Source organism: Marinobacterium sp. xm-a-127 (assembly GCF_013283425.1).
Classification (GTDB): Bacteria; Pseudomonadota; Gammaproteobacteria; order Pseudomonadales; family Balneatricaceae; genus Marinobacterium_E.
Window position 1 is genome coordinate 314,573 of the sequence record NZ_WBYH01000003.1, and the last position, 26,408, is coordinate 340,980.

The 26,408-nt window shown below is 46.4% G+C and carries 22 protein-coding genes, 3 tRNA genes and 3 pseudogenes; 8 read left to right on the forward strand and 20 right to left on the reverse strand.

The window, feature by feature from the left end; all coding sequences use genetic code 11:
* Nucleotides 1–7: 7 nt before the first annotated feature.
* The 3 genes and pseudogenes from XMA127_RS07440 to XMA127_RS07455 all read left to right on the forward strand — a co-directional run.
* Nucleotides 8–352 (forward strand): annotated as a pseudogene (locus XMA127_RS07440) (response regulator); the annotation flags it as partial.
* A pseudogene (locus XMA127_RS07445) lies at nt 353–2,123 on the forward strand (EAL domain-containing protein).
* Between the two features lie 66 nt (nt 2,124–2,189).
* Complete coding sequence (locus XMA127_RS07455; RefSeq protein WP_173499075.1) at nt 2,190–3,911, forward strand: GGDEF domain-containing phosphodiesterase; 1,722 nt, start codon at nt 2,190–2,192, stop codon at nt 3,909–3,911.
* A 22-nt stretch (nt 3,912–3,933) separates the two neighbouring features.
* Here the strand turns inward: XMA127_RS07455 and XMA127_RS07460 are convergent, their stop codons facing one another.
* From XMA127_RS07460 to XMA127_RS07490, 7 genes are all read right to left on the reverse strand, one after another.
* Nucleotides 3,934–4,305, reverse strand: coding sequence for a response regulator (locus XMA127_RS07460; protein WP_173480927.1), 372 nt, complete (start codon nt 4,303–4,305; stop codon nt 3,934–3,936).
* Nucleotides 4,306–4,387: 82 nt separating this feature from the next.
* Nucleotides 4,388–4,474, reverse strand: a tRNA-Leu gene (locus XMA127_RS07465).
* A 57-nt stretch (nt 4,475–4,531) separates the two neighbouring features.
* Nucleotides 4,532–4,606, reverse strand: a tRNA-Cys gene (locus tag XMA127_RS07470).
* A gap of 4 nt (nt 4,607–4,610) precedes the next feature.
* Nucleotides 4,611–4,686 (reverse strand) — tRNA-Gly (locus XMA127_RS07475).
* A 109-nt stretch (nt 4,687–4,795) separates the two neighbouring features.
* Nucleotides 4,796–5,362: a CDP-diacylglycerol--glycerol-3-phosphate 3-phosphatidyltransferase gene (pgsA, locus tag XMA127_RS07480; RefSeq protein WP_173480926.1), complete on the reverse strand. Its 567-nt coding sequence runs from the start codon at nt 5,360–5,362 to the stop codon at nt 4,796–4,798.
* Between the two features lie 14 nt (nt 5,363–5,376).
* Entirely contained in the window at nt 5,377–7,200 is a 1,824-nt protein-coding gene (uvrC, locus tag XMA127_RS07485; protein ID WP_173483950.1) for an excinuclease ABC subunit UvrC, read from the reverse strand.
* A 4-nt stretch (nt 7,201–7,204) separates the two neighbouring features.
* Entirely contained in the window at nt 7,205–7,516 is a 312-nt protein-coding gene (locus tag XMA127_RS07490) for an excinuclease ABC subunit C (RefSeq protein ID WP_254449920.1), read from the reverse strand.
* 107 nt (nt 7,517–7,623) lie between these two features.
* Here XMA127_RS07490 and XMA127_RS07495 point away from each other — a divergent pair, with 107 nt between their 5' ends.
* Entirely contained in the window at nt 7,624–8,490 is an 867-nt protein-coding gene (locus tag XMA127_RS07495; RefSeq protein ID WP_173480924.1) for a DUF1853 family protein, read from the forward strand.
* 39 nt (nt 8,491–8,529) lie between these two features.
* On the opposite strand, the gene XMA127_RS07500 is transcribed toward XMA127_RS07495, so the two are convergent.
* The gene (locus XMA127_RS07500; protein ID WP_173480923.1) at nt 8,530–8,670 is read right to left on the reverse strand and encodes a hypothetical protein; all 141 of its coding nucleotides are present in this window, start codon (nt 8,668–8,670) and stop codon (nt 8,530–8,532) included.
* A gap of 81 nt (nt 8,671–8,751) precedes the next feature.
* Nucleotides 8,752–9,627, reverse strand: coding sequence for an NAD(P)-dependent oxidoreductase (locus XMA127_RS07505; protein WP_173480922.1), 876 nt, complete (start codon nt 9,625–9,627; stop codon nt 8,752–8,754).
* Between the two features lie 40 nt (nt 9,628–9,667).
* Here XMA127_RS07505 and XMA127_RS07510 point away from each other — a divergent pair, with 40 nt between their 5' ends.
* A complete protein-coding gene (locus XMA127_RS07510; RefSeq protein ID WP_173480921.1) occupies nt 9,668–10,159 on the forward strand; it encodes a TlpA disulfide reductase family protein in 492 nt (163 codons plus the stop codon).
* Nucleotides 10,160–10,178: 19 nt separating this feature from the next.
* Here XMA127_RS07510 and mtnN read toward each other — a convergent pair whose 3' ends face one another.
* Complete coding sequence (gene mtnN / locus XMA127_RS07515) at nt 10,179–10,967, reverse strand: 5'-methylthioadenosine/S-adenosylhomocysteine nucleosidase (protein ID WP_173480920.1); 789 nt, start codon at nt 10,965–10,967, stop codon at nt 10,179–10,181.
* 51 nt (nt 10,968–11,018) lie between these two features.
* Nucleotides 11,019–11,750: pseudogene (locus XMA127_RS07520) on the reverse strand (RluA family pseudouridine synthase); the annotation flags it as partial.
* A gap of 167 nt (nt 11,751–11,917) precedes the next feature.
* Between XMA127_RS07520 and XMA127_RS07525 the strand changes: the two are divergent.
* Nucleotides 11,918–12,274: a phasin family protein gene (locus tag XMA127_RS07525; protein WP_173480918.1), complete on the forward strand. Its 357-nt coding sequence runs from the start codon at nt 11,918–11,920 to the stop codon at nt 12,272–12,274.
* A gap of 103 nt (nt 12,275–12,377) precedes the next feature.
* Here the strand turns inward: XMA127_RS07525 and XMA127_RS07530 are convergent, their stop codons facing one another.
* From XMA127_RS07530 to XMA127_RS07555, 6 genes are all read right to left on the reverse strand, one after another.
* The gene (locus tag XMA127_RS07530; RefSeq protein ID WP_173483949.1) at nt 12,378–14,555 is read right to left on the reverse strand and encodes a response regulator; all 2,178 of its coding nucleotides are present in this window, start codon (nt 14,553–14,555) and stop codon (nt 12,378–12,380) included.
* A 192-nt stretch (nt 14,556–14,747) separates the two neighbouring features.
* Nucleotides 14,748–15,242 carry a response regulator gene (locus XMA127_RS07535; RefSeq protein WP_173499076.1) on the reverse strand — a complete coding sequence of 165 codons (495 nt, stop codon included), beginning with the start codon at nt 15,240–15,242 and terminating at the stop codon, nt 14,748–14,750.
* Between the two features lie 43 nt (nt 15,243–15,285).
* Nucleotides 15,286–17,538, reverse strand: a complete 2,253-nt coding sequence (locus XMA127_RS07540; RefSeq protein ID WP_173483947.1) for a HAMP domain-containing sensor histidine kinase — start codon at nt 17,536–17,538, stop codon at nt 15,286–15,288.
* A 214-nt stretch (nt 17,539–17,752) separates the two neighbouring features.
* The gene (locus XMA127_RS07545) at nt 17,753–18,001 is read right to left on the reverse strand and encodes a hypothetical protein (protein WP_173480915.1); all 249 of its coding nucleotides are present in this window, start codon (nt 17,999–18,001) and stop codon (nt 17,753–17,755) included.
* A gap of 110 nt (nt 18,002–18,111) precedes the next feature.
* Nucleotides 18,112–21,327 (reverse strand): efflux RND transporter permease subunit, encoded by a 3,216-nt coding sequence (locus XMA127_RS07550; protein ID WP_173480914.1) that lies wholly within the window; start codon nt 21,325–21,327, stop codon nt 18,112–18,114.
* A complete protein-coding gene (locus XMA127_RS07555) occupies nt 21,317–22,372 on the reverse strand; it encodes an efflux RND transporter periplasmic adaptor subunit (RefSeq protein WP_173480913.1) in 1,056 nt (351 codons plus the stop codon). Before XMA127_RS07555 ends, XMA127_RS07550 begins: the two co-directional genes overlap by 11 nt.
* Before the next feature lie 142 nt (nt 22,373–22,514).
* On the opposite strand from XMA127_RS07555, the gene XMA127_RS07560 reads away from it, so the two are divergent.
* On the forward strand, nt 22,515–23,495 hold the full coding sequence (locus XMA127_RS07560) for a diguanylate cyclase (RefSeq protein ID WP_173480912.1): 981 nt from the start codon (nt 22,515–22,517) through the stop codon (nt 23,493–23,495).
* On the opposite strand, the gene XMA127_RS07565 is transcribed toward XMA127_RS07560, so the two are convergent.
* Both XMA127_RS07565 and murI read right to left on the reverse strand, forming a co-directional pair.
* Nucleotides 23,473–23,766 carry an HlyU family transcriptional regulator gene (locus XMA127_RS07565; RefSeq protein WP_173480911.1) on the reverse strand — a complete coding sequence of 98 codons (294 nt, stop codon included), beginning with the start codon at nt 23,764–23,766 and terminating at the stop codon, nt 23,473–23,475. The genes XMA127_RS07560 and XMA127_RS07565 overlap by 23 nt on opposite strands.
* Nucleotides 23,763–24,575: a glutamate racemase gene (gene murI / locus XMA127_RS07570; RefSeq protein ID WP_173480910.1), complete on the reverse strand. Its 813-nt coding sequence runs from the start codon at nt 24,573–24,575 to the stop codon at nt 23,763–23,765. The genes XMA127_RS07565 and murI overlap by 4 nt, the downstream gene beginning before the upstream one ends.
* Nucleotides 24,576–24,764: 189 nt before the next feature.
* Here murI and XMA127_RS07575 point away from each other — a divergent pair, with 189 nt between their 5' ends.
* On the forward strand, nt 24,765–25,262 hold the full coding sequence (locus XMA127_RS07575; protein ID WP_173480909.1) for a phasin family protein: 498 nt from the start codon (nt 24,765–24,767) through the stop codon (nt 25,260–25,262).
* A gap of 75 nt (nt 25,263–25,337) precedes the next feature.
* Here the strand turns inward: XMA127_RS07575 and purK are convergent, their stop codons facing one another.
* A complete protein-coding gene (gene purK, locus XMA127_RS07580) occupies nt 25,338–26,408 on the reverse strand; it encodes a 5-(carboxyamino)imidazole ribonucleotide synthase (protein WP_217362058.1) in 1,071 nt (356 codons plus the stop codon).

Below are 26,408 nucleotides of genomic sequence, written 5' to 3' on the forward strand. Positions count from 1 at the left end.
AGATAATCCAGCCAATCAGCGACTCATGCAGGATATTTTTGAAGATTTTGAAAGCATAAATCTTGTCGTTGCTCATGAGCCCTTCCTGGGTTTAGAGATGGCTAAAACCCATCGGCCTGATCTTATTATTCTTGATATCAATATGCCGGGAATGGATGGATTTCAGTTATTAAAACGCCTCAAACAGGAGCCAAGTTTGGAGGGCACTCCCTGCATCGCGCTATCGGCCAATGCTATGCCAAACGATGTTAAACGAGGCTTAAACGAGGGATTTGATCACTACCTAACCAAGCCGATCGATATACCTAAATTTTACGACCTAATTGATGACTACTTTGAGGAGGTAAATTAAATGAGCCGCGAAAACATTCTTGACGCCAATATCCTCATAGTTGATGACAACGAAGCGAACGTACTTCTTTTAGAAGATCTATTAGAGGATCAGGGTTTTACCCACCTAAGGTCTTTAACAGACCCCTTACAGGTTCTTCAAGAGACAAAACAGAGCCTGCCAGACCTGATACTTCTAGATATTCGAATGCCTGGCATGAATGGCTTTGAAGTCATGCAACAATTGGACGAAGCAATGCCCAACAAACGGCCTCCCATCATAGTGCTAACCGCGCAAACTGATATGGAGACCCGCACAAAAGCGCTGGCATTAGGGGCGGTCGAGTTTTTAAATAAACCCTTTGATCATCAGCTGATTATTGAACGCATCAGCAATATTCTAAAAACGACATTGGGTTCGGTTAGAACAGCCTCTGACTCAACTTATGTCAATGCTTACATAGCGGATGATGATATTGCCTCTCTGAAAGCCCTGGGTTACACCGATGAAACCACTGGATTGCCTAACCGAAGAGCAATTCAGAAACATATCTTTGAAGAGTTTGCGCTAGAGAAGGACTTAACGGCCTACTTTATTGAAATAGATGGAGCGGATGCTTTAGCAAAAACGTACGGCTATGAGATATACGATCGAGCCATGCAAACGCTCGCCAAGCTTATATCGGAGTCAGCTGCTAATCAGGTCGCAATGATCGGTGCTTGGAATGCCAATCAATTTATCGCGATTAAAGAGACTGAAATTGACCCTGCTTTCGAAGAGCAATTCGCAAGACGCATGCATCGATTGTTAACCGGTATTCATGAAATCGGCACACTGCACTATAAACTTTCTGTCCGAATTGGATTCGCTGTATCTAAAGGACTGATTAAACAACCCGGTGAATTAATCCGGAGAGCGGTACTGGCTGTTCCCTGTCTTAATAGCGGCCTAGATTATGATGCCTACGACCAACAGATGGATGACTCGAACAATCACGAAGCAAAGATTGAATCTGAATTGAGACGTGCCATCATCAATAAAGAGCTCTATCTAACTTACCAACCTAAGGTTTCGATCAGCAAAGGATCTGTCATCGGCGCTGAGGCGTTATTAAGATGGGAAAATAGCAACCTTGGCAAAATTTCACCAGAGCTGTTCATTCCCATTGCGGAGCGAATTGGCATGATCAATGAAATTGGTGAATGGGCGTTTGATGAGTCAGTCAAACAACTTAACAGCTGGCTTAAATCGGGACGAGTCGGCATGGACTTTACATTGGCGATAAACGCATCGCCTATTCAGCTATTCAACCCAAACTTTATATCATTTGTGCAATCAACATTGGTCAAACATGGCGTCTCACCCTCTCAAATTCAAATTGAGATTACAGAGTCTATGTTCATCTCTAATGTCGACTATGCAATCTCAGTTCTTAATGAGATTCGTCAATTAGGCATATCCATTGCGATGGATGATTTTGGGACAGGTTTCTCTTCTCTCTTATCTTCAAAATTTACCTTTGGATACGTTAAAAATTGATCGATGCTTTATCGATCAGATGACTTTTTCTGAAAAATCGCGACGCTTAGTTCAAGCAATCATTGCTTTAGCGCATACCTTTGATCTGGTGGTAGTCGCTGAGGGTATAGAGACTAAAGAGCAGTACAGAATGCTCGTAAATATGGGGTGTGAAGAGGGACAAGGTTATCTATTTGATGCACCCCTACTACCAAATGAGTTCCCACCGCAGCCATTAGTGACCAGCGCGAATAGACAATACTCTTTCTCTTAGCAAAGAGGTAAGCAACTTTCTAATAATCGACTATGCTTAAGGTAGTTAACCATCAAGGCTGATTATATGTCGCGCTACACAACACAAATTGTGGATTCCCTAACGACTGAGTGGTTCAGGGATCAGCCACTGTTGAACGTGATACTAGAAAACTGTTTCGATCAGGTATTTATTAAAGATCTCTCGTCAACCTTGATTTACGCAAATAGGAACCTAGCCCTACATTATGGGCTAAAAGAGGTTGACCAAATACTGGGCAAGAGTGATTTTGACTTTTACACTGCTGAACATGCAGAAGCGATGAGACAGGAAGAGTTGGACCTTATGCAGACTGGTGAGCCACTGCTTGCCAAACTCTATACTGAAACCTGGCCTAAGGGCGGTGAGACATTTAATCTTTGTTCAAAGTTACCCCTTAGGAACAGTGATGGAAAAATTGTCGGGTTGATTGGTTTTGGTCGAGACATCACCAAAGATAAGCGTCGTGAAAAGCTCATCTGGCAACACACAAACTATGATGCCCTGACTGGACTACCTAATCGTAATTACTTTGTGGGTTGTTTGAATTCATCTATTCACGAGGCTAATACTGGGCACCGCTACACACTACTTGCACTGGATATAGATCGGTTTAAATCGTTTAATGACAGTTACGGTCATGGTTGCGGCGATGCGATACTGATTCATGTTGCTGAATGCATTCATAATAATGTGTCTGACCATGACATAGTGGCGCGAGTCGGTAGTGATGAGTTCCTGTTGCTCATCGATAATCAAAAGAATAAAACCAACATAGTCGATTTAGCGATTAAAATTCGATCCAACATTCAAGCACCATTTTTCTATCAAAATCAGCAATACGATATCTCCTGCTGTATTGGTGCGGCTGAATTTCCATCAGATGCGCTTGATGCAACCGACCTGCTGAAGTTTACTGAGCAGGCGCTCTATCGAGCAAAACAGCTCGGAGACAATCAATTTGTTTTCTATTCACCTGAAATGACGACCGCTTCGATTAGGCGTCAAACACTCATCGCAGATCTAAAACAGGCGGTTGCAGACGATCAAATCGAGGTGATGTTTCAGCCAATTATTAGTTGTGATACGGAGCAGTTATACAGTGTTGAAGCCCTAGCGCGGTGGCAACACCCCTACTATGGCCAGATTTCACCAGATGAATTTATCCAAATTGCAGAAGAGATAGGCATTATTGCGCAATTGGATGAGCGAGTTTTTCATAAGACGATTGAGGCCGCTCAGCGGTGGCAAACCGTTATCGACCCTTTGCCCGTTTTCTCTGTGAACGTCTCTGCGCGAAGCCTTAATACTGGTGAAAATAGTAGTTCAGATATCATCAATCTCCTCTCTAACTTAAACCATGGAAAACTGCTCAAGTTACGGCTTGAATTGACGGAAGGCTCGCTCTTTCTTCCGTCTGAAAAGCTCAATGATTTAATGGGATACTGTTCACAAAATCAGATTGAGCTGGCGTTGGATGACTTCGGAACCGGTTACTCTGCCTTATCTTATCTACTGGACTTTAAAATTGATTATTTGAAAATCGATAAAGTATTCATCGACGGACTACCCGAAAACAGTCGAAACCTATCCGTCTGTAAAGCGATTATTCAGATGTCAAAATCGCTAGGAATCAAAGTGATCGCTGAGGGTGTGGAACAAGAGGAGCAACTGCTTGCTCTGAAAGAGCTGGGTTGCGATTACATTCAAGGCTACTATTTCAGCAAACCGTTAAGTTCGCAGGTGATGTTAGATCGCTACTCAGCTTAGAGAGTGCGATCTAACAAAGTATCTACTCAGTCTCTAAAAACTTAGCGACCATCTCTTTAATGTAACGACCGTTACATGGCTTAGTTAAAAACGCCTTTGCTTCTAACTGTTCTGCACGCTCCTGTATCTCAGGGGTGGCAAATGCACTCAGGAAAATCACAGGTATATTGCTGGTCATGGTGATTTTGTCGAGCAGATCAGCCAACTCTAATCCATTCATTCCCGGCATATTGACATCAAGTAGAATCAGATCGGGTTGGCGTTTGACCGCTAATGAAAGTCCCACTTCAGGGTCAACTGCACAGACCAATTTATAATCAGACTCCAAAGCATCACGGATCTGGGCAAGGGTAAACGAGTCATCGTCAATGCAAAGGATGGTTTTTTTAGACATATCTCAACTACTTAATAAGAATGTTAAACGTAAATTTAGTTTAGCAAGAAGATGAAAGTAGACAAGAAAAAGTAGATAAAAATGGTGCCCCGGACCGGACTTGAACCGGTACAGCCTAACGGCCGGCAGATTTTAAGTCTGCTGTGTCTACCAATTCCACCACCAGGGCATTGATGATGTGTATCGTTTGATACATCCCTAAAGAGAGATCTTTAGGAAGAGAATATGGAGGCGAGCACCGGAGTCGAACCGGCCTAGTAATGATTTGCAATCATTTGCATCACCGCTCTGCCAACTCGCCATATTGGAGCGGGAAACGAGGCTCGAACTCGCGACCTCAACCTTGGCAAGGTTGCGCTCTACCAACTGAGCTATTCCCGCACTTGCTGAACAAGTGGCGCGTATTATAGACGCTTCACCCACCCTGTCAATCGCTAGATTGAAATTAGATCTGCTTAAAAAATAACCACTTACTCGACTTTAAGGCCTATCACTGATTAGGTTTAAGGTGTGGCCAAGCAGCACGCAGGTAGACAAACATAGACCATAGCGTTAGTAGCGCAGCAGCATAGAGAATACCGACCCCGATCCAGGCCAGAGTCGTTCCGGGCGCAGCACCAATCATGATAAAGATGGCTAGCATTTGAAGGGCTGTTTTAGCTTTACCAATCATAGAGACGGCAACCTGAGCGCGCTCCCCTATTTCAGCCATCCATTCACGCAATGCAGAGATCACGATTTCACGACCGACTATGATGATGGCTGGAATCGAGAGAATGGCAGGCCAATCAGAAAAGAGACGTCCATAGGTATCGACCAGTAAAATCAAAGCCGCAGCGACCATTAACTTATCGGCCACAGGGTCAAGGAATGCCCCAAAGCTGCTCTCTTGCTGCCATTTGCGAGCGAGATAACCATCCAACCAATCAGTAACGGCCGCTAAGGCAAAGATTCCTGCTGATATCCAACCGGCAAAAGGTGTCGGCCAGTAGTATGCAATGATGAAAAATGGAATTAAAACAATACGTAACAGAGTTAATACGTTGGGTAGATTCATGCAGAGAAGCACCTTTAGCTATCGGGGTGCAGAGCGAGATAGATCGTCTCTGCAAGACTATTACTAATACTAGAGACTTTTGCGATTTCTTCAACACTTGCTGACTCAACCGCTTTCGCACTTCCGAAATGTTTCAGTAGCTCTCTACGGCGTTTAGGGCCGACGCCATCAATGCCTTCGAGTAGTGACTGCTTTCTCGCTTTAGCACGACGCGCACGGTGACCCGTGATGGCAAATCGGTGGGATTCGTCACGGATGTGTTGCAACAAATGAAGCGCAAGAGAGTCAGACTGCAATATATTCTCGCTGCCTGTTTCGGCATCAATCAGAATTTCAAAGCCCGCTTTACGTGTTGGGCCTTTCGCGATACCAATTACCTTGATCCCTTGAATATTGAGCTCATTAAGCACCTCAACAGCCTGAGCTACCTGTCCTTTACCCCCGTCAATAACCAGGATATCAGGGAGTATTGCATCCGCACTGGTCGCCTTTTCAAAACGACGGTGCAAGGCTTGGTTCATGGCGGCGTAGTCATCACCCCCAGTAATACCTTCGATATTATATTTACGATAGTCACGTTTCAGCGGGCCATTGCGATCAAACACTACACAAGAGGCCACAGTAGCCTCTCCACTGGAGTGGCTGATGTCGAAACACTCAAGTCTTGAGGGGATCTCCTCCATGCCTAGCGCTGACTGAAGATCTAGGAATCGGTTATAGATATTTTGTTTATTGGCCAGCTGTGACTGTAAATTCTGTTCGGCATTTTGCTGAGCTAACTTAAGCCAACTGTTGCGATCAGAACGCACTTTACTAGTAATAGAGACTTTACGTTCGCGCATTTGACTAAGAGCTTCACTGAGAAGGTTAGACTCGGGCAGTTCAATCGCCGTAATAATAGACTCTGGTATCTCGCGCCCGCCAGCCAAGTAAAACTGAGCAATAAAAGCGCTTAAGACATCCTCTGCACTGTCTTCGATAGCAATTCGGGGATAATACACTTTGGAGCCAATAACTCGCCCCTGACGGACAAAAAGAACGTGTACGCAAACGCCGCCAGGTTGAACGGCTACGCCAAAGACATCCGCCTCACCTTTTTGACCGATAACGGTCTGCTGCTCTTGTACGTGCTGCAAGCGAGCCAATTGATCCCGAAGCTGAGCGGCTTTTTCGAACGCTAATTGACGAGAGGCAGCCTCCATTTCGGATGCGAGCTCACTCATCACTTTTGGGTTTTTACCCTGCAAAAAAAGCTTGGTATGACGCACGTCACGCTGATAATCCGCATCGTCAACTAAACCCACACAAGGAGCGCTGCAGCGCTCTATTTGGTACTGCAGGCAGGGTCTAGAGCGGTTACGGAAAAAACTGTCGTCACACTGACGTACTTTAAACAGCTTTTGTAGAAGGTTCAGACTCTCTTTTACCGCCCCACCGCTAGGAAAAGGGCCAAATAGAGTGCCGTTGGGAGAACGTTTTCCGCGTTGATATCTAACGGCTGGAAATTCGTCTTTATCGGTGATCAATATGTAGGGGTAAGACTTATCATCACGCAACAATATGTTGTAAGGCGGTCGATACTGCTTAATTAAATTCTGCTCTAGCAGCAGTGCTTCTGTCTCAGAACCGGTTGACGTAATCTCAATGGATTGAATTTTGCTGACTAATGCTTGGGTCTTAATAGAGAGTCCAGTCTCTCTGAAATAGCTTGAGACACGGTTCTTTAAGTTCTTTGCTTTACCGACATACAACAGCTCACCAGAACTGTCGTACATCTGATAACAGCCAGGTTTGTTAGGGAGTGTTGCTAAGAAGGCTTTAGGATCAAAGGGCGTCAATCAATTAATCCTTAGTGCTGTGTCGCTTAGATTCCATGTAGATGTAAGTAGCCTCTTTATAGAGGTTGTTTAGATCATCACGTGTGTCATCTGTGATCCCTGCGCCACGTGAAAGTGACACCTCAAGGTAAGCACTGATTTGCGCATGATAGTAGAGACGATCATCATAGGCATCGGCACGTTTCATTTTGCTCAGTGCAATTTGTGCACCGTTGATGAGGATGTAATTAATATCCGTATCAGAGAGACGTGGACTACGAGTGGTTTTCTCCATTCGTGCTTCCGCTTCAGCTTCTAGAGCTTGACGTTTAGTCATTAAAGCCATTCCCTGCTCCTTAACTCGCTCACTAAAATTGAGACTATAGAGTACCGTATTGGCCGCTAGAATGTTAATTTGAATTTAAAATTCAGCCAGCGTGTTTTATGAAAAAGATCGTCTACACAACAGAGCAGACAGCGAGTGAACTTGCCTGGTTAAGCCAAGCCCAAACACTGGTGGGTGAAAACAAGTTTAGACGTGACCCTCTCGCTATTAACGCTTCCTTGATTTCGAAGCTTAAACATCATCACAGGCTAGGTGTTCACTTTGAGGACCTATTCGAGCTTCATCTTAAAACATTTTCTCAAATAACTGATTTAAAAAGTCATATTCAAATAATTGAGGATAAGAAAACCTTAGGCGAAGCAGATTTTCTAGTCTGCAAAGATGGCGCTTGGCAGCATATAGAGGTCGCCATAAAATTTTATCTTCGTGTTGGGAGTAGCGGTCAGATGAGTGACTATTTAGGTCCTAGTCTGACGGACTCTCTGGATAGAAAAATCACACATATAGAAAACAAGCAGTTAAAACTTCTTGAGTCTGAGCCAGCAAAACGCACTCTGCAATCGTTAGGGGTCGATTCGGCGGTTGAGAGCTATGCACAAATATTTGGCTGGCTCTTCTACCATGTCAGCGATAACCAATCGAAGATACCGGATAACATTCACCCGCAGCATTCTCGTGGCCGCTGGCTTTGCATCAACGAATTGGAAGGCTTTTTAGATGAATACCCAGACGCAGTTCGTTTTTTAATGCCATCGAGATCTGAATGGTTGACCTCCCCTTCACATATCCATGACATCGCAGTGAGTAAAAGCAACCTGTTAAAGAGAGCAAAGAGTGTGATCGACCGACCACAACAACTGTTCGTGGTGTTGGGCAAAGGCTGTTCAAGACAGTTAGTGGAAAGGCTGTTTGTTGTGCCAGAGGCCTGGGTGGATAATGCAGAGTCGATGATCAATCAGAGATAAAAAAACCGCCAATGAAGGCGGTTTTTTTAACAAGGTCGCTTATTCGCCAGCTTTCGCCGCATCTTTAGCAATTGCACCTTTTAGAAGCTTAATGCCGACAACTGTCATAACAAGCATTGCACCGATGATCACTAGGCTTGGAGCTAGAGAAATCATGTTGTATTTATCGATTGAGCCCATCTGACTAAACCTCATTAATTTGTTTGTTTAAGACAGAGTGCATTTTATTGATCTAAATCAATTCCTGCAAGATATATACAACTATTTATCCATCGACTGCAGTCGCTTCAGCAGACTGCTGGTATCCCAACGATTGCCTCCCAGCGCCTGAACTTCCGAATAGAATTGATCCACAATCGCTGTCACAGGAAGGCGTGCGCCATTGCTGCGCGCTTCATTAAGGACAATACCTAAGTCTTTACGCATCCAATCAACAGCGAAACCGTAGTCATACTTTTCATCGATCATTGTTTGGTGACGATTAACCATCTGCCAAGAACCGGCTGCCCCGTGCTGTATAACATCAATAACGGCGGCAACATCAAGGCCACTCTTCTGGCCGAAGTGGATCGCTTCAGCTAACCCCTGCACCAAACCTGCAATACAGATCTGGTTCATCATCTTAGCCAACTGCCCTGCTCCAGCATCACCCAACAAGCTTTGTGATTTAGCATAAGCATCAATAACTGGTTCAACCTGTTTGTAGACCTCTGAATCACCACCACACATCACACTAAGCACGCCATTTTCAGCGCCCGCCTGTCCGCCAGACACAGGAGCATCAATGAATCCCAATCCCTGTTCACGGCAGACCGTATTGAGTGTTCTAGCCGCTTCAGCGGATGCCGTGGTGTGATCAACAAGAATTGCACCAGTCTTCATGCCTTTAATGGCACCCTCGTCGCCCGTTGTAACCTGGTATAGGTCATCATCATTACCGACACACACAAATACAATGTCACAGCCTTCAGCGGCTGCTTGTGGGGTTTTAGCTGCTTTACCTGCGTATTCGCTGACCCAGGCTTCTGCTTTAGCAAAGGTTCGGTTGTATACAGTGACTTCATGTCCCGCCTTAGTAAGATGCCCTGCCATTGGGTAACCCATTGTACCTAAGCCAATAAAAGCAACGTTTGCCATGATATGATCCTTATTCTCTATATGATTCGTATTAATAACTATGAGCTTACACACTATTAAGTCCTATACGCTAGGAATGTTTTTATCGATTTGTTCGATCACTTCACAGGCCGCGCAACTTCCACCGCTGGATTTCAAAACCCTAGAGGGTGACCCTATCACGCTTGATGCGTACCAAGGTGAAGTACGCTTGATTAACTTCTGGGCAACCTGGTGCCCGCCCTGCATTCGTGAGATGCCTGCATTAGGGCGTTTAGAGGAGGCTGTTGAAGGTCACGCGCGAGTGGTAGCTATCAATGTAGGTGATATGAGTGATCAGGTGGAGGCCTTCGTATTGGAGAACTTTGATGGCGCAGAACCCGAAATCTGGCTGGACGAGCCGGGAGCGGCCTTTATGACTCTGCGTCTTGAGGGATTACCCATGACATTGGTGCTCGATAAAGAGGGCGAAGTGATTGATAAGGTGATCGGTGAGCGCGAATGGGACAGTGAATCGGTCGTCAACTATCTGAAAGAGCTGGCTGCTGAATAGCAACCAGCGACTCTTCGGATCAGCTTAGTTTTGCAAGTCTGGCAACAATTGCTAAAACCATCTGAGCCGAATTTTCTGATGCCGTTTCGATGAACTGATCAAAGCTGACATTAGATTCTTGGCCTGCGATATCCGACAACGCCCGAATAACTAGAAACGGAACCTCAAAGCGGTAACAGGTCTGTGCAATGGCAGCCGCTTCCATCTCTGCAGCTTTCATCGTAGGAAAGTTGGCTCTAACCTTCTCAACATGCTCTGGATCGCTCATAAAGGCATCACCGGTCGCGATTAAACCACGCTGACATGCGGTGTTTTCAAACTGAGCTATAGACTCTTCAGCCACCTTAAGTAGCAGTTCATCCGCTAAGTAAGCGGCTGGCATTCTAGCCATTTGACCGATCTCGTAGCCAAATACGGTTAGGTCAACATCGTGGTGACGAACCTCATCAGAGATCACCACATCCCCTACTTTCAACGTTGGATCAAAGCCACCAGCAGAACCTGTGTTAATCACACAGCTTGGTTTAAAGTGATCTAACAGCAAGGTGGTACCCACTGCAGCATTGACCTTACCGATGCCCGATTTAAGCAGCACCACGTCGACACCGTCGATCTGCCCTGAAAAAAAAGTAAAGCCTGCGATTTCACTTACTTGTAAAGATTGAATACTGTTTTTTAGGCGTTCAATCTCCTGATCCATGGCACCAATCAGTGCGATGACGGGGCTATTTTTAAGTGCGCTCTCTAAACTGGATGAAGTGGCATTGTCAGTTTGGATCTTGGCATTGATATCGTCAGGACGGCTCATCTGAAACTCTTAAGGTTTGGACTAATAAGGTGTAAATTCTAACACGATTTATTAGGACTTATTCAGCCCTATCGCTTCGTATAACCGCTCTATATCAACAGGTAGATCGGCATGAATTGTCATCAGTTCATCAGTCACTGGATGGGAAAACTGAATCGATCTCGCCATTAATACCAATCGATGAAGGTTGAAATGGTCTCGAAACATACGATTATGACGCCCCTCTCCGTATTTGGTATCGCCAATAATGGGGTGAAGATGGTGCTTCATGTGACGGCGAATTTGGTGCTTACGCCCTGTGTGCGGGAAACAGGCTACAAGGCTGTAGCGGGATGTTGAGTAGCGCCCAACCGGAATATCCAGCTCAGTTTGCGCGATGACTTCAAAGTCGGTTACCGCCTCTTTGGCCTCTTTATCCTGGCTTGCTAGGGGATCTGCATATTTATCGTATTTGGGCACCAATGCATGATCAATTCTGCCCTGGGGTTCACTAAACCACCCTCTTACAAGACACTCGTACTCTTTTTTTACACCTCTGGCCTGAAACTGCTCTTGCATTGTTTTCGATGACTCAAGCTCTTTACCAACCAACATAACCCCACTAGTTGCCCTATCAAGTCGGTGGATAGTATGCAGCTTTTCAGCATTAAAGTGCTCTTTCAGCAGGCCCATTAAGGTGGGTTCATCAGGCTTTGTAATCCAACTCGGATGAACCAATAAACCCGAGGGTTTATCTACTGCTATAAGATAGTCATCTTCGAAGAGTATAGAGAGTTGCATGTCGGTTTCCTTGTGTTGCCGCCATGATACCTATTCGTGAAAAAAACCACAGTGGGAGTTTCTAAATATATTTTTGTTGCGGTGCACAAAAAGGTTTGACAGTTAGCAAAAACCACAATATATTGACCCTATGGTGCAGTGCACAATAAATTAAATTAGGAGTATGACTCATGATGAACGAACTAAAAGATAGCATGAAGCCAATGATGGCGATTGCTGAGATCAACAAGAAGACTGCTGAAGCCCTAATTGGTCTTCAATCATCTTATGTAACAGAGGTTGTTAACGCATCTCTTTCACAGATGAAATCTCTAACTGAAGTTAAAGATCCAAAAGCAGCTCTAGAACTTCAAGTTAAATACTTGAAAGAAGCTGAAGCTAAAATGACTGAAGTTGCTGAGAAAGAGATCGCAGCACTTGCAGCCGCTAAAGCTGAATTGACTGAACTGATGGAACAGAGTGTAGAAGATTACGCTTCAGCTCCAATGTTCGAAGAACTAAAAAAGTTCATGTCTGCTAAAGCATAATGAGCAACTAAACATCACTGCACTTTGCATAGCAGAATGCTGTGATTTTAAAAAAGAGAGCTACGGCTCTCTTTTTTGTCTCTTAACGGCACTTAGGCGACATCTAAGATCCAGCTGCACGGCGACTGTTTATCTCATGAAGTGCATCTAGTAGAGCGGATTTAGATACTGGCTTGGGAATGACATAATCCGCTCCCTCAGCTAGAAATTGATCGGTTTCAATTCCAACAACGGCAGCTGTGACAGCGATGATAGGAGTCTCCGATGACCATGATCGAATCTTTCTAGTTAGCTCGTGACCGTTCATCTCGGGCATCATCAAGTCAGTGATTACGAGATCAAACTTTTCTGGTGAGTATGCAGCGAGGGCAAGCCTTCCATTTTCGTAGGCACTAACCTCTGCTCCCTCTTTAGTCAGCATATTTATCGTAAGCATTCGAAGCATTCGATCATCTTCAGCAAGTAGGATACGCATATTGGAGAGGCCTGCACGCTGTGTCTGTGTCTGTGCCTGTGCCTGTGCCTGTGCCTCAGAGTTAACTGCCTTGACGGGGAACGTGAGCTCAAAACAAGCGCCACCGTACTCGCTCGCCGAATAAGCGAGCGTACCACCCATCTGCTCTGCGAAATTCTTGACGATAAACAAGCCTAACCCTGAACCCTCTTGATTCGTACCGCCTCGCCTGAAAGCATCGAACACTTTATTTTTCAGTGTATCTGGGATGCCCGTGCCGTTATCCTCGACCCTGACGCGACAGATTACCTCGTTATTTTTGTTGACCTGATGCTCGTACTTAACGTGAACCTCAGATCCACCAGAGTGTAATGCGGCGTTTTTAACTAGGTTGGTAACACACTGTCGAAACTGCTGTGACCGGATCTCGAATAATTGACCTTTGGATTGCGCGGACTCGATATGCAGGGAGAAGCCATTTGCGGCGAGCATAGAACTCATCGGTGAGAGCGCACGCTTCAGAATTTCGACTGGGTCTGCTAACTCTAATTTGGCAACCAAAGCACGTTCGGGCGCCACCACAATTCGCAGATCCTCAAGAACATTCAAAAGATTTTCAGCGATACTTTTTATCTGGGCGACTTTATCGTTTGGTTGCATGTCGGCGTTATCAGCAACCATAGATATTATCGATACCGGTGTGCGCAGCTCGTGGCCAATTATGGCAAACATCTCTTTTTGGCGCTCATTGTTCGCTCGCTGATGCGCTAACAAGTCGACAGTCTGGTCACGGTCATGCAGACGATAGGCAAGGAGAACGGAGAACAAGGTGGCCTCAAGCAAGCTTCCAACAGCGTAGGCTGATTGAAATTCGAACGGTAGGACTCCGTTTCCGCCCATCAAGGCCAGAACCGTTCCACCCACAAAGGCCGTCCAACCCGCGAAAACCAACTTACTGTAAGGTTTACGTTTAACCAGCGAAACAATCACTTGTGCGCTGAGTAGCAATAAGTTGAGTGGAACGGACAAACTCATCAACGACTGATAGGCAGCCGCGGGTCCGTAGAGCACAAGGGGGATTAGGCTTGCAATGGTGCAAATAGCTATGCCCGAGCGGACAAACTTATCTCGTAGCTGATTGAAAAGAGAGGCGAGAAAAAGCGTTCCGCAAATCAAACCTAAAGCGCCGCTAACTGCGGCGAAGTGCCTGCCTAAAGGAATTAATTGAATCTCTATGGCCTGCGTGCAGAGCATGAACGAGACAAACACTACATACAACCAATGTAACGCCTGTCTAATGATAATCGCTGAGGCTATGTTGTAAGCCAGCAAGATCAAAAGTCCCAGCGTTAGTGCATAGCGAAGATTTTCAAACCTTCCGTTGTCCGCTAGGGCTACATTAAGGGTTTTAACCCCATAAGCCAGCTCAATTTCGAAGGACGATGTGATTTTAAAATGTAGAGTTGCAGAGCGGCCCGCCTCTAACTCAATCGGAAAACTGGGAAGCAGAGTGGGGAGCGGGCGCTCAGCCCTATCGATAGAAAGACCACTTACAGCGGCGTTCTCTAGGACACCGTAGAGCTCTATTTTGGGCAGCAGATGTGACTCGAACTGCACCACCTGCGTCTGCCTCTGCGCGGTCTCGTTTGTCAGATCGACACGGAGCCAAAATACCGACTGACTAAACCCTTTATGGGTATCGGTGGTCTTTACAAAAGAAGCAGGACTTCCAACAACGTCTTCAATACTTCGCGAAGCCGTTGTGTCTTCGAATACCCAGATCGCTTCTTGCGCCCATACGGGAAGTGCTACAAATATTTGAAGCAAACCAACTATCAAGAACCTAATCAACAATGCACATCCGCCAAAATTCTAGCTTCCAGTAACTATAGACCCAAACCTGACATTTAGGAATGATTTTTCAACGCGTGCAGTGGTCATAAATGACCGAGAAGGGTCGGGAACGCCACCTCATTCATTTTCACACCCTGCCACACACTCGGCTCAACCCGTCGTAAATCAATCAACGCTCGCCTGTTCTACACCTGAGCTCTGCAAGTGAATCGAGGTCAATGTATCTATTAGCTTTTCGCTGCTTATAGGCTTTGAGATAACAGCGTTGGCACCAGCCTCAAGCAGTTCGTCAGTCTCGTCACCAACAACGGCGGCCGTTATAGCAACGATGGGGACTGTATGATCGACCTGCCGGATACCTCTAATTAACTCCAAACCGTTCATTTCGGGCATCATTAAGTCCGTTAATACTAGATCAACGGGTTGTGCTAGGAAGCTATCTAGAGCCAGTCTCCCGTTCTCGTAACTTCTGATGGTAGCTCCCTGTTTGGTGATCGTTTTCTCAGTAAGCATTCTCAAAACACGATCATCCTCAGCCAATAGAATACTCATCCCAGAAAGGTTAACCTGTGCCTGTGCCTGTGCCTGTGCCTGTGCCTGTGCCTGTGCCTGTGCCTGTGCCTGTGCCTCAGTATTTGCGGCCTCGGCCTTAAATTGCATACTGAATTGAGCACCACTCGATGCCCTTTCTCGATACTCTAGTTCACCGCCCAACTGCGCTGCCAGCTGCTTCGCTATATAAGCCTAAACCCGAACCATCCTTGCTGGTGTCGCCACGCCCAAAGGCCGAGAACACCTTAGCAACTTGATTACTTGGAATACCAATCCCGTTATCAGCAACCGCTAACTGGATTTCTAAATGTTCGCCGCAAGACGCAGCCTCAAGGGAAACCCAAACCTTGGAGCCTCCCGAATGGAGGGCTGCATTTTTGACTAGGTTTGTTACCAATTGGCGTAGCGCCTGGTCCTTCAGCCATACCGGTTCAACGCCAACTGGTGCCTGCAAATTAAGCTGAATTTGATTCTCTTTCAGCAACGGTGCCAGAGGCGCAAGTGCGCGCTGTACTATATCAACAGGATTGGCAATCACCGCCTTAGCCTCAATAGCGCGCTCAGGGGCTACAACTGTGCGCAAATCCTCCAGAATGTGAAGCAGGCTGCGTGATATCTCGCGAATACTAGTCAGACGCTCAGCGAGGTCTAGGTCGGTATCATTTAGCACCATGTCAATCGCAGCTACGGGGGTTCGCAGCTCATAACCGATCACGGCAAATAGCTCTTTTTGTTTCTCAGTAGCCGAGCGCAACTGTTCGTTTTTCTCTTGAAGCTCAGTCACATCGAGCCGCGCAAACAACCGCTTAGCTCTACCCTCGCGTTTATATTGGCTCCCCGTAACCACCTGACCCCATACCGGCTTATCACCAGTTTCGAACTGTACACGCGCGGTGTAACTGGCATTATCGCTTGCAAAGGTATTCTTCAAAGCCTGCCTAACCTCGGTCGAGGCAGAGAGACGATGAATCATCTGAACATGATCAAATGGCTGATTCCTTGGAATCAATTTGTGCTGGCCAGCTACCAATTGGGCAGTGCCCGATTCGATATCCAGCTCAAACAGCACAATTTCAGCGGTCGCTAGCAACAGATCCGTCTCACGCTGTGCCGCCTCAATCCGCGAGTTCTTTGCCTCCAGATCGCTGACCAGTGCGCTACGTGCTACAAGGTAATTAAGCTTTTCCCGATAGCCCGCAGCAACGCGTCGACGTAAATAGAGCGAGTAAGCGCCTAGCCCTACAAGCATTCCGAACACTGTAGCTGCCTCGTACCGGTACGCCTCCCATAATGTTGGCGTCAACGGTCGACTGAGCTCAACATCCGATGGCAGGTCGCCCTTTGTGAAACCGTGCCTTGATAGCGCTTCGCCATCATAAAGGGCTGGGTGATTGAGGAGACTGGGATCTCCGCCCAGGGCAGCAGTCCCGAGCGTCTCTCCCAAGCCAAGAACCGAGAAGAGCTTTCCGCCTAAAATGCCAGTACCCATCAATACCGAAACTGTAGAGAGGACCGGAACGCTAAGCTGTGCGACTAACCGCTGCATCTCACCAATAGGCTGAAGACCCCATTCAATTGGAGAGAATCTGGGGACTGCAATAACGATACTGTCAGATCCAATCGAGTTAAGCCGCTGCTCCAACTGCTTACCATTTTGATCATGCAGTATCTCAACATTAAGAGATCTGCTTGCTAGGACTGCTTTTAGAGCGTCAAATCCGGCAGCACCCACCGGATCTCTGGAACTTCCCAGCAAATATACAGTTTCTGGTTTAGTCAGACGAAGAGCTTCGTCAACGAATGACGATGGGGAAAATAGGTAATCGACATAAACTAGGTCAGACTGAACCTCTGTGGCGCGCCCAGCTAGGTTGTCGGTGACTTTGGTCACATTCTTGAGCAGATTGGGATGCATTTCAGCCAACTGCCGAGCGATATGACCAAAAAAGATGACACCCTGAAGATCCGTATCACGATATTTGCTCTGTAGATACTCAGCGGTCTCTTCCAATGGAAAAGATGTATGACGCAAGGCATCCAAGTTCTCCACGTACAATTGCCGCCCCTTGTTTTCGGTCGCAATCGAACGCTCTACACCGCTAATTAACTGCGTTGTGAACGGATCAGGCCCAAGCGTATTCACCAACAGAATGCCGGATGGTTTCTCTCCTGCGTTAGCCAGTGAGGCTGCCGAAAACAACCATAGAAATGTGGCCCAAATAGCACTCAGAAAAAACTTTGGTGAACTCATAAGCAATGTTAAACCCGCAAACTCATTAGCAAAACGCAACGCATATTGCATTGCATATTTCAATAAATTAGCGCTCAGCACGAGTTTTCTTAGAAATATGGCTGACGCTTGTACGCCACAGTGACAAGCAAGAATTGGGCCACCTTTAGACATTAATGTCACATATGTAGCTTGGCCTGATCAATGGCTGGCTAACTCTGAAAAGACCGAAGCAGGAATGAGCCCCCGAACTGCTTGCAGACAATCAAGCACTCCATGTGGTGAATCTAAGTGTACTAACCCCCACGTTAGCCCATAAACAAGACTACACAGAGGCCTCGGAGTGGATTGGAAATGACCGAGAAGGGTCGTTAATTGCCAGCCAGACTTAATGCACCAATAGTGGTGCATGAACGCGTGCATATCGTTCTATCGAATTTTGTTGGCTGTGCAAAGCTGTTTGGTAAGCTAATAGGCGCAGTGAGCTTCGTTTAATGGCTCTTAACGAGTAGTTACCCTTATCACTAAGAATGGCGATCTCTTTAGACATTGCCTCTTTAAGATCCTTAGCGTCCATCATCAGCGTTTCTAGTTCGAAGCTTGCTAAGTAATTTGAATCGTTTTGTGAAAGTTGCATATCAATCCCCTTATTATTGTTGGTGCGATTGATTAGGTTAAGCAAATGGCGTGCCAACTTTTGCAAAATAAAAAACCCGGCAAAAGCCGGGTTTTCAAATCAAACATCAATTAAGCATGTTTCTTCCAATGGTAGTGGTAGTAGACCACCGGAATTACGACTAAGGTCAGTATGGTTGATACCATCAAACCGAAGATCAATGAAACTGCAAGACCACCGAAGATTGGATCGTCAATGATAAAGAAGCCACCCATCATCGCAGCGACTGCGGTCAGTGCAATGGGTAACGAGCGAACTGCAGCCGCATTAATCGTTGCTTCTTGGAAGCTCATGCCCTCTTTCACTTGTTGCTGAATGAAATCCACCAGGAGTATGGAGTTGCGGACAATGATGCCAGCGAGTGCGATCATTCCGATCATAGAGGGCGCTGTGAACTGCTGTCCCAATATCGCATGACCAGGCATGATTCCGATAATCGTTAAAGGAATCGGAGCCATAATGATCAATGGAATACCGTATGAACGGAACTGAGCAACGACCAGTAGGTAGATCATGATCAGACCGACTGAGTAGGCAATACCCATGTCACGGAAGGTCTCAAAAGTGATCTGCCATTCGCCATCCCACTTCAAGCTCCACTCATAGGGATCAGAAGGTTCTGAGAAGAAGAAACGATCAATAGGATTACCACTGGGTGCGACGTCATCCAGCTTCGATTCAATCTCAAACAGACCATAGAGCGGGCTATCAGTATCACCTGCCACATCACCGGTGACATAAACAACAGGCAGTAGATCTTTATGGTAAACACTCTGCTCTACTTGCGTATCGATACGCTGAGTAACATCAGCTAAAGAGACCAAGGTGCCTTTATCTGATCGAACTTGAATAGACTCAATCTTAGCGATGTTTGCCTTATCTTGGTCACCCAGCTTAAGCGTTAATGGCACGGGAACGCGTGAGTGGTCATCATGCAGGTATCCCAGGCTTTCACCGCGGATCGCACTGTTTAGTGCCGCAACAATGGTCGCATCTGCTACACCAAAGTGCGCGGCACGAACGCGATCAATCGTGAAGATCTCTTTAGTCTGTTGGGCTTCAATGCTGTCATCGACATCGACTACCCCTTCGGTAGACTCAAATTGCGCGCGAACTTGTTTGGCTAGGTCAATTTGACCCTGCTTATCCAGACCATAGATCTCTGCCACTAGAGGTGCCATAACCGGAGGCCCTGGCGGCATCTCAACGACCTTCACGTTGGCGTTGAATTGCTTAGCCGTGTCGGCAAGCAGAGCACGTGCTTCAAGCGCTATTTCGTGACTCTTACGATCACGTAACGCCTTATCACTGAGGTTCACTTGAATGTCACCCATATGAGGTGCTGAACGCAGGTAGTACTGACGAACTAAGCCATTGAAGTTAATCGGCGAGGCAGACCCTGAGTAGATTTGGAAATCTTTCAGTTCAGGAAGTGCCTGTAGATCATCTGCCAACTCAGTTAAGACACGCTGCGTCTGCTCTAGAGAAGTTCCCTCTGGCATATCAACGATGACCTGGAACTCACTCTTGTTATCGAAGGGCAGCATCTTAAGAATGACCGACTGATTAACAACCAAGTAGACGGATCCACCGATCATCGCCAGAATCGATACCAGCAATAGGTAGCGGTTTAACGCCCCTTTACCCTGACGCAGCATCGGTGTCAGTAGCTTAACAAATAGACCTTTGAAGCGAGATTCAGAGTGGCCATGGTCCGCTGAATGACCTGTTTCAACATGACGTCTAAACAGCTTCAAAAAGAGCCAAGGGGTCAAGATGAAGGCGACGGCTAGTGAGATCAGCATACCTGTTGAGGCGTTGATCGGAATCGGCAACATGTAAGGGCCCATCAAGCCGCTGACAAAGGCCATAGGCAGTAGGGCTGCAATGACAGTAAAGGTTGCCAATATTGTTGGGCCACCCACTTCATCGACTGCAAGGGGAATCGCTTCACGTAGTGATTTAACACCCATCGACATATGACGGTGTATGTTTTCTACAACGACAATGGCATCGTCAACCAAAATGCCGATCGAGAAGATCAACGCAAATAGCGACACTCGGTTAAGGGTAAAGCCCCATGCCCATGAGGCAAAGAGTGTAATAGCCAAGGTGACGATAACGGCAATGCCCACCACAATAGCTTCACGAACACCCAGTGCAAATAGCACTAGGACGATGACCGACAGCGTAGCGAAAATCAGCTTTTTGATTAGGGTTTGCGCCTTATCATCAGCTGTCTCACCATAGTTACGTGTAATGGTTGTATCAATATTATCTGGTACATAGATGCCTTGAATCGCATCAAATCGTTTGATCAATGCATCCGCGACTTCAACCGCGTTTTCACCCGGTTTCTTGGCAACTGCTATGGTGATCGCAGGTGTAACAGCAGTTTGCTCTGCAGCCGCTTGACCAGTACCAAAAGAGACGTATTGATTCGGTTGTTCTGGAGCATCGTAGATATTAGCAATGTCGCGAAGGTAAACCGGTGCGCCATTTCGAACGTTTATCACTAGGTTTTTAACCTCTGAGACATCCTGAAGTAGTTGACCTGCTTGAACTCGAATGGCGCTGTTCGCTTTGACGCGATCACCAGTATCGGCTGTCACATTAGCGTATTGCAACTTAGCGCGAACATCATCCAAAGTAACCGAGAGTGCCGCCATCTTGACTGGATCGAAGTCGATCTGAATGGCACGGTTAGCGCCGCCAATCACAGTGATATCGCGGGTTCCTTCAACTCGCTGAAGCTCAGACTGAATCGTATGAGCGACGTTCAATAGATCGGCACTGCTAACTGATTCATCACGACTCCATAAGGTCGCAGCTAGAACTGGTACATCATCAATGCCCTTAGGTTTGATGACCGGTTCACCAATACCCATATTCGGCGGGAAGATATCTCTGTTCGAGTAGAAGGCGTTATAGAGACGGACAATCGCATCGGTTCTTGGCTCGCCGACCTCAAAACGAACCGTCAACAGCGCCATGCCTGGGCTGGAAACAGAGTAGATGTTTTTGACGCCACTGATCTCTGACACCACCTGCTCTGCAGATGTGGTGATAAGCGACTCTACTTCAGCAACACTTGCGCCTGGAAAAGGAATCATCACGTTGGCAAAGGTGACGTTGATCTGTGGTTCCTCCTCACGCGGTGTCACCAGCGCGGCAAAAAGACCTAGCAGAAGACCCACGATCGCCAGTAGCGGGGTAATTTCAGTCGTTAAAAAACTCTTGGCAATTCGTCCCGATATGCCCAGTGTTTGAGTGTCATTACTCTGCACGATTCGCCTCCTTATAAATTGAGGCCGCTTTAATAGGATCAAGTGCTACGGTTTCGCCCTCTGCGAGACCAGAGATAATTTCTACCTGTTCACCAGCAGTTTGACCGGTTCTGATGTATCTAAATTGGAGGGCTGAATCGCCTGAAGCCACATAAACACCTTCCACTTCACCACGAGTCGCTATAGATGACTTAGGCAGAGTCAGCACAGGCTCTTCATCAATGGTAAATTGAACACGTGCTAACTCACCTGGAAGCGGCATTTGAGCAGGGTCACCCGCTGGTAACGTTAGAAGCAGTGTAAAGGTATGACTTAGTGGATCGGCTGTCGGAATTAAGCGTTGATCGACAGGTTCTACAACCTGATCACCCAACACAACATTAACAAACTGACTCTGTTTGGCATCGACCAGGTTGGCTTGCGGGATTTGAACTCGAACACGTAATCTATCCAGTGCAATCCCCTCTATCAATGGTGTACCTGGTTGTACCGTCTCCCCTTCAGAAACTAGCTTGTTAACCACTACACCTGAATAGGGCGCGATTACCTCAGTGTAATCAAAACGAGCACGGGCATTAGAAACCTGAGCTTTTGCTGCATCGAGTCTTGCTTTGGCTGCATCACGTTGTTGGCGAGCGCTGTCTACAGGCGCGATCGCGACCAATTTGCGCTCAAACAGTGCGGTTAAACGATCCAATTGACGAGTAGCTTCATCAAAAGCGGTTTGTGCTTCATTGAGAGAAGCTCTTGCAGCATCCAGCCCTGCGCGCTGTTCACTCTGTGTTAGGCGAGCTATCACACTGCCCTGCTCAACAAAATCGCCATAATCAAAAGGTAATTCTAGAATTCGACCAGAAGTTTGTGCGGCAACAATAGCTCGATTAACCGCTTCCACAGTCCCGTCGAATTCGACCTTGATCGGTTGCTGAATAATTTTGGTCTCAGTAAACGCTAGCTCTTGGGCTGAAGCCAGTTGCGTTAGTGAAATGGTTGTCACTAGGGTGCACGCGGTCACTGCTAGGTTAACGGCCTTTCTGATCTGCATATCAAACACTCTATTCGTTTATAAGGGTTAAGTTCCGGTAATAATATATTAGGCAAAACTAATATAAAAGATTTTTTAATATTTTCTGTACTTTCTGAATGCCCTGCTACACTGAATGAAATTCAATCTATTAACAGAGATTATGAAAGTACTGATTGCCGACGACGATAAAGTCTTAAGAATGCTGATGGAGCGCCAACTTGAGGGTTGGGGCTTTGACGTAATGACCGCGCAGGATGGTGAAGAGGCATTTGAAATTCTGACAACAGAAGCAGAACCTCCACGTATGCTCGTTCTTGATTGGGAGATGCCCAATCTGGATGGCATAGAGCTTTGTCGTAAAATCAGAGCGCTTGAGAGTAATGACCCACCCTACATTGTGTTGGTCACTGCACACTCCGATCAAGAGCACTTGGCAACTGCACTGCAAGCCGGAGCTAACGACTACATCAGCAAACCTACTAAACCCGTTGAGTTGCGCGCACGACTGGGCGTTGGTTTACGAACTTTAGAGCTGCAAAATCGACTCAATATTGCCAATGAGATGCTCGCCTACAAGGCAGAGCATGATGAGCTGACCGGTTTGCAAAATCGCGCCTCTCTGATCGAGCATCTTGATAATGAAATTGAACGAACTAAACGAACCGGTGAGCCATTAGCACTGGCCATTTGCGATATCGACTTTTTTAAACGGGTAAACGATACCTATGGACACCCCGTTGGCGACAGAGTGCTTAAAGAGTTTGCTGATCGAATGAAAGAGACATTTAGACCCTATGATCTAGTGTCACGATACGGCGGTGAAGAGTTTGTTGTCTGCTGTACGGCGCTTGAATCAGATCCTAAAGCGATTTTCGAGCGATTCAGAGAGGTGATTGAATCAACGCCCTTCTTAGAGAGCGATCTTTCTTTAGGAGTAACCGTCAGTGTCGGAATTGCGACCTTTGATGGCATCAGCACAATGACAACAAAAGAGATCATGCTGGGGCTGATCAGCGATAGTGACAAAGCACTTTACGCAGCCAAACACTCAGGCCGAAATCAGGTCGTGATGTATGATTCTGTAATACACTCTGACTCTGAAAAATCTGAAGAAGCCCTTACCGATGGCCAGATTTGCTAAACAGTGCATCCCCCATCTGATCAATCGTCATTTTTGCTTTGTTCATGGTGACCTCTACACAGATCTCTTTTGATGCCATGCTGTCAGCACGAATAAACGGCTGTTCCAACCATTGGCCATCAATCTCCTTGGAGATCATGCCACCCACACCATAGCCGCCATCCACTTTTCTCGGTTTGACTGAAACCTTGAACCCTTTGTATTCAAACTCCGAAGCCACCGGCTCTTCAACAGGGTCTGAACGGAGAAGTTTTTTTATAAACTCAATCACTTGGATACCTCTACAGGGGTGACGACCCCCTCAAATTGGATTAAACGTTTAGATAACTCAGAGAGAGCCTCTCTGTCTCGTCCTGTGGTCAGTATCTCTAATTTACCCGCTTGATTGGAGAGAGAGAGTAATTTCTGTTCAGTTAAACGACGTTTAACTTCGAGCGCGATCGATTCCGATGTGTCGATCACCTTAACTGGATGACTGAACAACTCGCTGATCTCTTTCTCAACAAATCCATAATGCGTACATCCAAGCGCTAAGGTATCAATATCGGCTGCTTCAAACTGATCAATATAAGTGGTTAGTAGTGTGCTGAGTTGTTGATTGGTGGTGTTTGGGTTTTCAATTAATTCGACCAATCCAGGGCAGCCAAGTGCTGTAATCGACTCTGCTTGCTGTTTAAGCTGGGAGACCAATCGTTGGAACTTCTGACTCTCTACCGTGTATTGAGTTGCCAGAACGCCAACGCGTTTTGACTGACTCATCTTAATGGCAGGCTTTAGTCCGGGTTCAACACCAATGATCGGTAAGGAGAATAGCTCTCTGCACTCGTGAACAGCAGCAGCGGTTGCTGTATTACACGCGATCACAATCGCCTTGGCGCCCTTCTCAATGAGGTAAGAGACGATCTGAACCACCCTCTCACGGATCACTGCATCGCTCTTATCACCATAGGGTGCATAGCCACTGTCAGCGATATACAGGTAGGACTCATTGGGTAGGTTGTTAAGGCAAGCGGATAAGATACTTAACCCGCCCACTCCTGAATCAAAGACTCCAATCGGAGCGTGTTCATATGGATTCATTAATCGTCAAATACAGATCTAAAGTTACGAATAAGTTTAACGCAGAATGATATGAGATGGTCAGAATAATTATTTTTGTGCAATGCACAAAAAAGTGTTGATTGTTTTTTAGTCAATGTCTAATATGGCGTCAAATGTTGCAGTGCAACAAACTTTTTAGATAGAAACTTAAAGACCTCGGAGGTCACCATGTACAACGAAATGATGAACCAGTTCAAAGCACAGATGGCTCCTTTCACTAAAGCAGCTGAAATCAACAAACAAACTGCTGAAAAACTATTCGGCATGCAGCAAACTGTTGCTACAGAGATGCTAAACCGTGGTCTTGAGCATGTTAAAGCATTGACTGAATCAAAAGAGCCAAAAGCTGCTCTAGAACTTCAGGTTGCTTTCTTTAAAGAGATGGAAGCAAAACTAAACACTGTTGCTGAAGAAGAGATCTCTGCTCTAATGGCTGCAAAAGCTGAACTGACTGAAATCTTCGAAAAGTCTACTCAAGAGATGACAGAAGAAGCGATGGCTCAGTTCTCTAAGTTCGACCTAGCGAAATTCGATCTAGCACAGTTCGACCTTTCTAAATTCGACATGAAAAACTTTGATCTTTCAAACTTCATGCCTTCAGTTGAAGCGGCTAAACCAGCTGCAAAAACAACTCGTAAAGCGGCTGCTCCAAAAGCAACTGCTTAATCGATCAGTCGATACAAAAAAGCCGCTTGAGATACCTCAAGCGGCTTTTTTAGTTTTAGAGATTAGCTTGTTAAATTAGCTAAGCTGAGCTTTTGCCCACTCAACCACCACTGCTTCACCCTCATCCAAGTGAGGCTCGAGTTCGGACAAGCTTTCAACTAGTGCGGAAACAGTCGGTCTAACGATGTTGAGATGACCTACCTTACGACCAGGACGGATCTCTTTACCATACCAGTGCACATGAGCGCCCTGTACCGCCAGCCACTCTGCTTTCCAGTCTCGTCCAAGCAAGTTATACATCATAGAGACACCACGAAACTCAGGGGTGATCAAAGGTAAACCAGCAAGCGCTCTTAGGTGCAATTCAAACTGACTGACACTAGCACCCTCTTGGCTCCAGTGTCCGGAGTTATGGACACGTGGCGCTAACTCATTAACCAATAATTCACCATCGACAACAAAACACTCCATCGCCATGACGCCGATGTAGTTAAAGTCATCCATGATCGATCCCAGCCAACGTTCAGCACTCGCTTGCATCGCAGGGTCATTATCCAACCCAGGAATACTCGCACGCAAAATGCCATCTTGATGCCAGTTACGTGTCAATGGGTAGAAGACTTTCTCACCCTGCGCATTTCGTGCGCCAACCAACGACACCTCATGTGAGAACGGGATCATCGCTTCAGCGATGGCAATGCCATCCCATTCAGCAAGAATCTCATCACCCTGCGTCCAGCGCCATTGACCACGCCCATCGTAACCACCCATACGCGCCTTTACGACGGCACGCTCACCCAGAGAGGATAGAGACTCGGCAATGGATGCATCGGCACTGTTTAAATCAACCCAAGGGGCCGTTGGGACATTAAGGCGATCTAAGGTCGATTTCTGACGAAAACGATCAATGACCTGATATAGAGCCGCATCGTTTCGAAAGTTTGGGTGGGATTTAAGCTGATTACCGACCGGGTTCTCAGGCCAGTGCTCAATCTCTACCGAGATAACGTCGTCGTCATTCAACTCGACCAGTTGATCACCTATCGGGTGAATAGGTTGTACTTCAAGCTGCAGGGGTGCACCTGCTTGCTGAAGCATTTGACCTAGTTGACCATTACCGGCAATGACAATACGTGGCAACTGCAT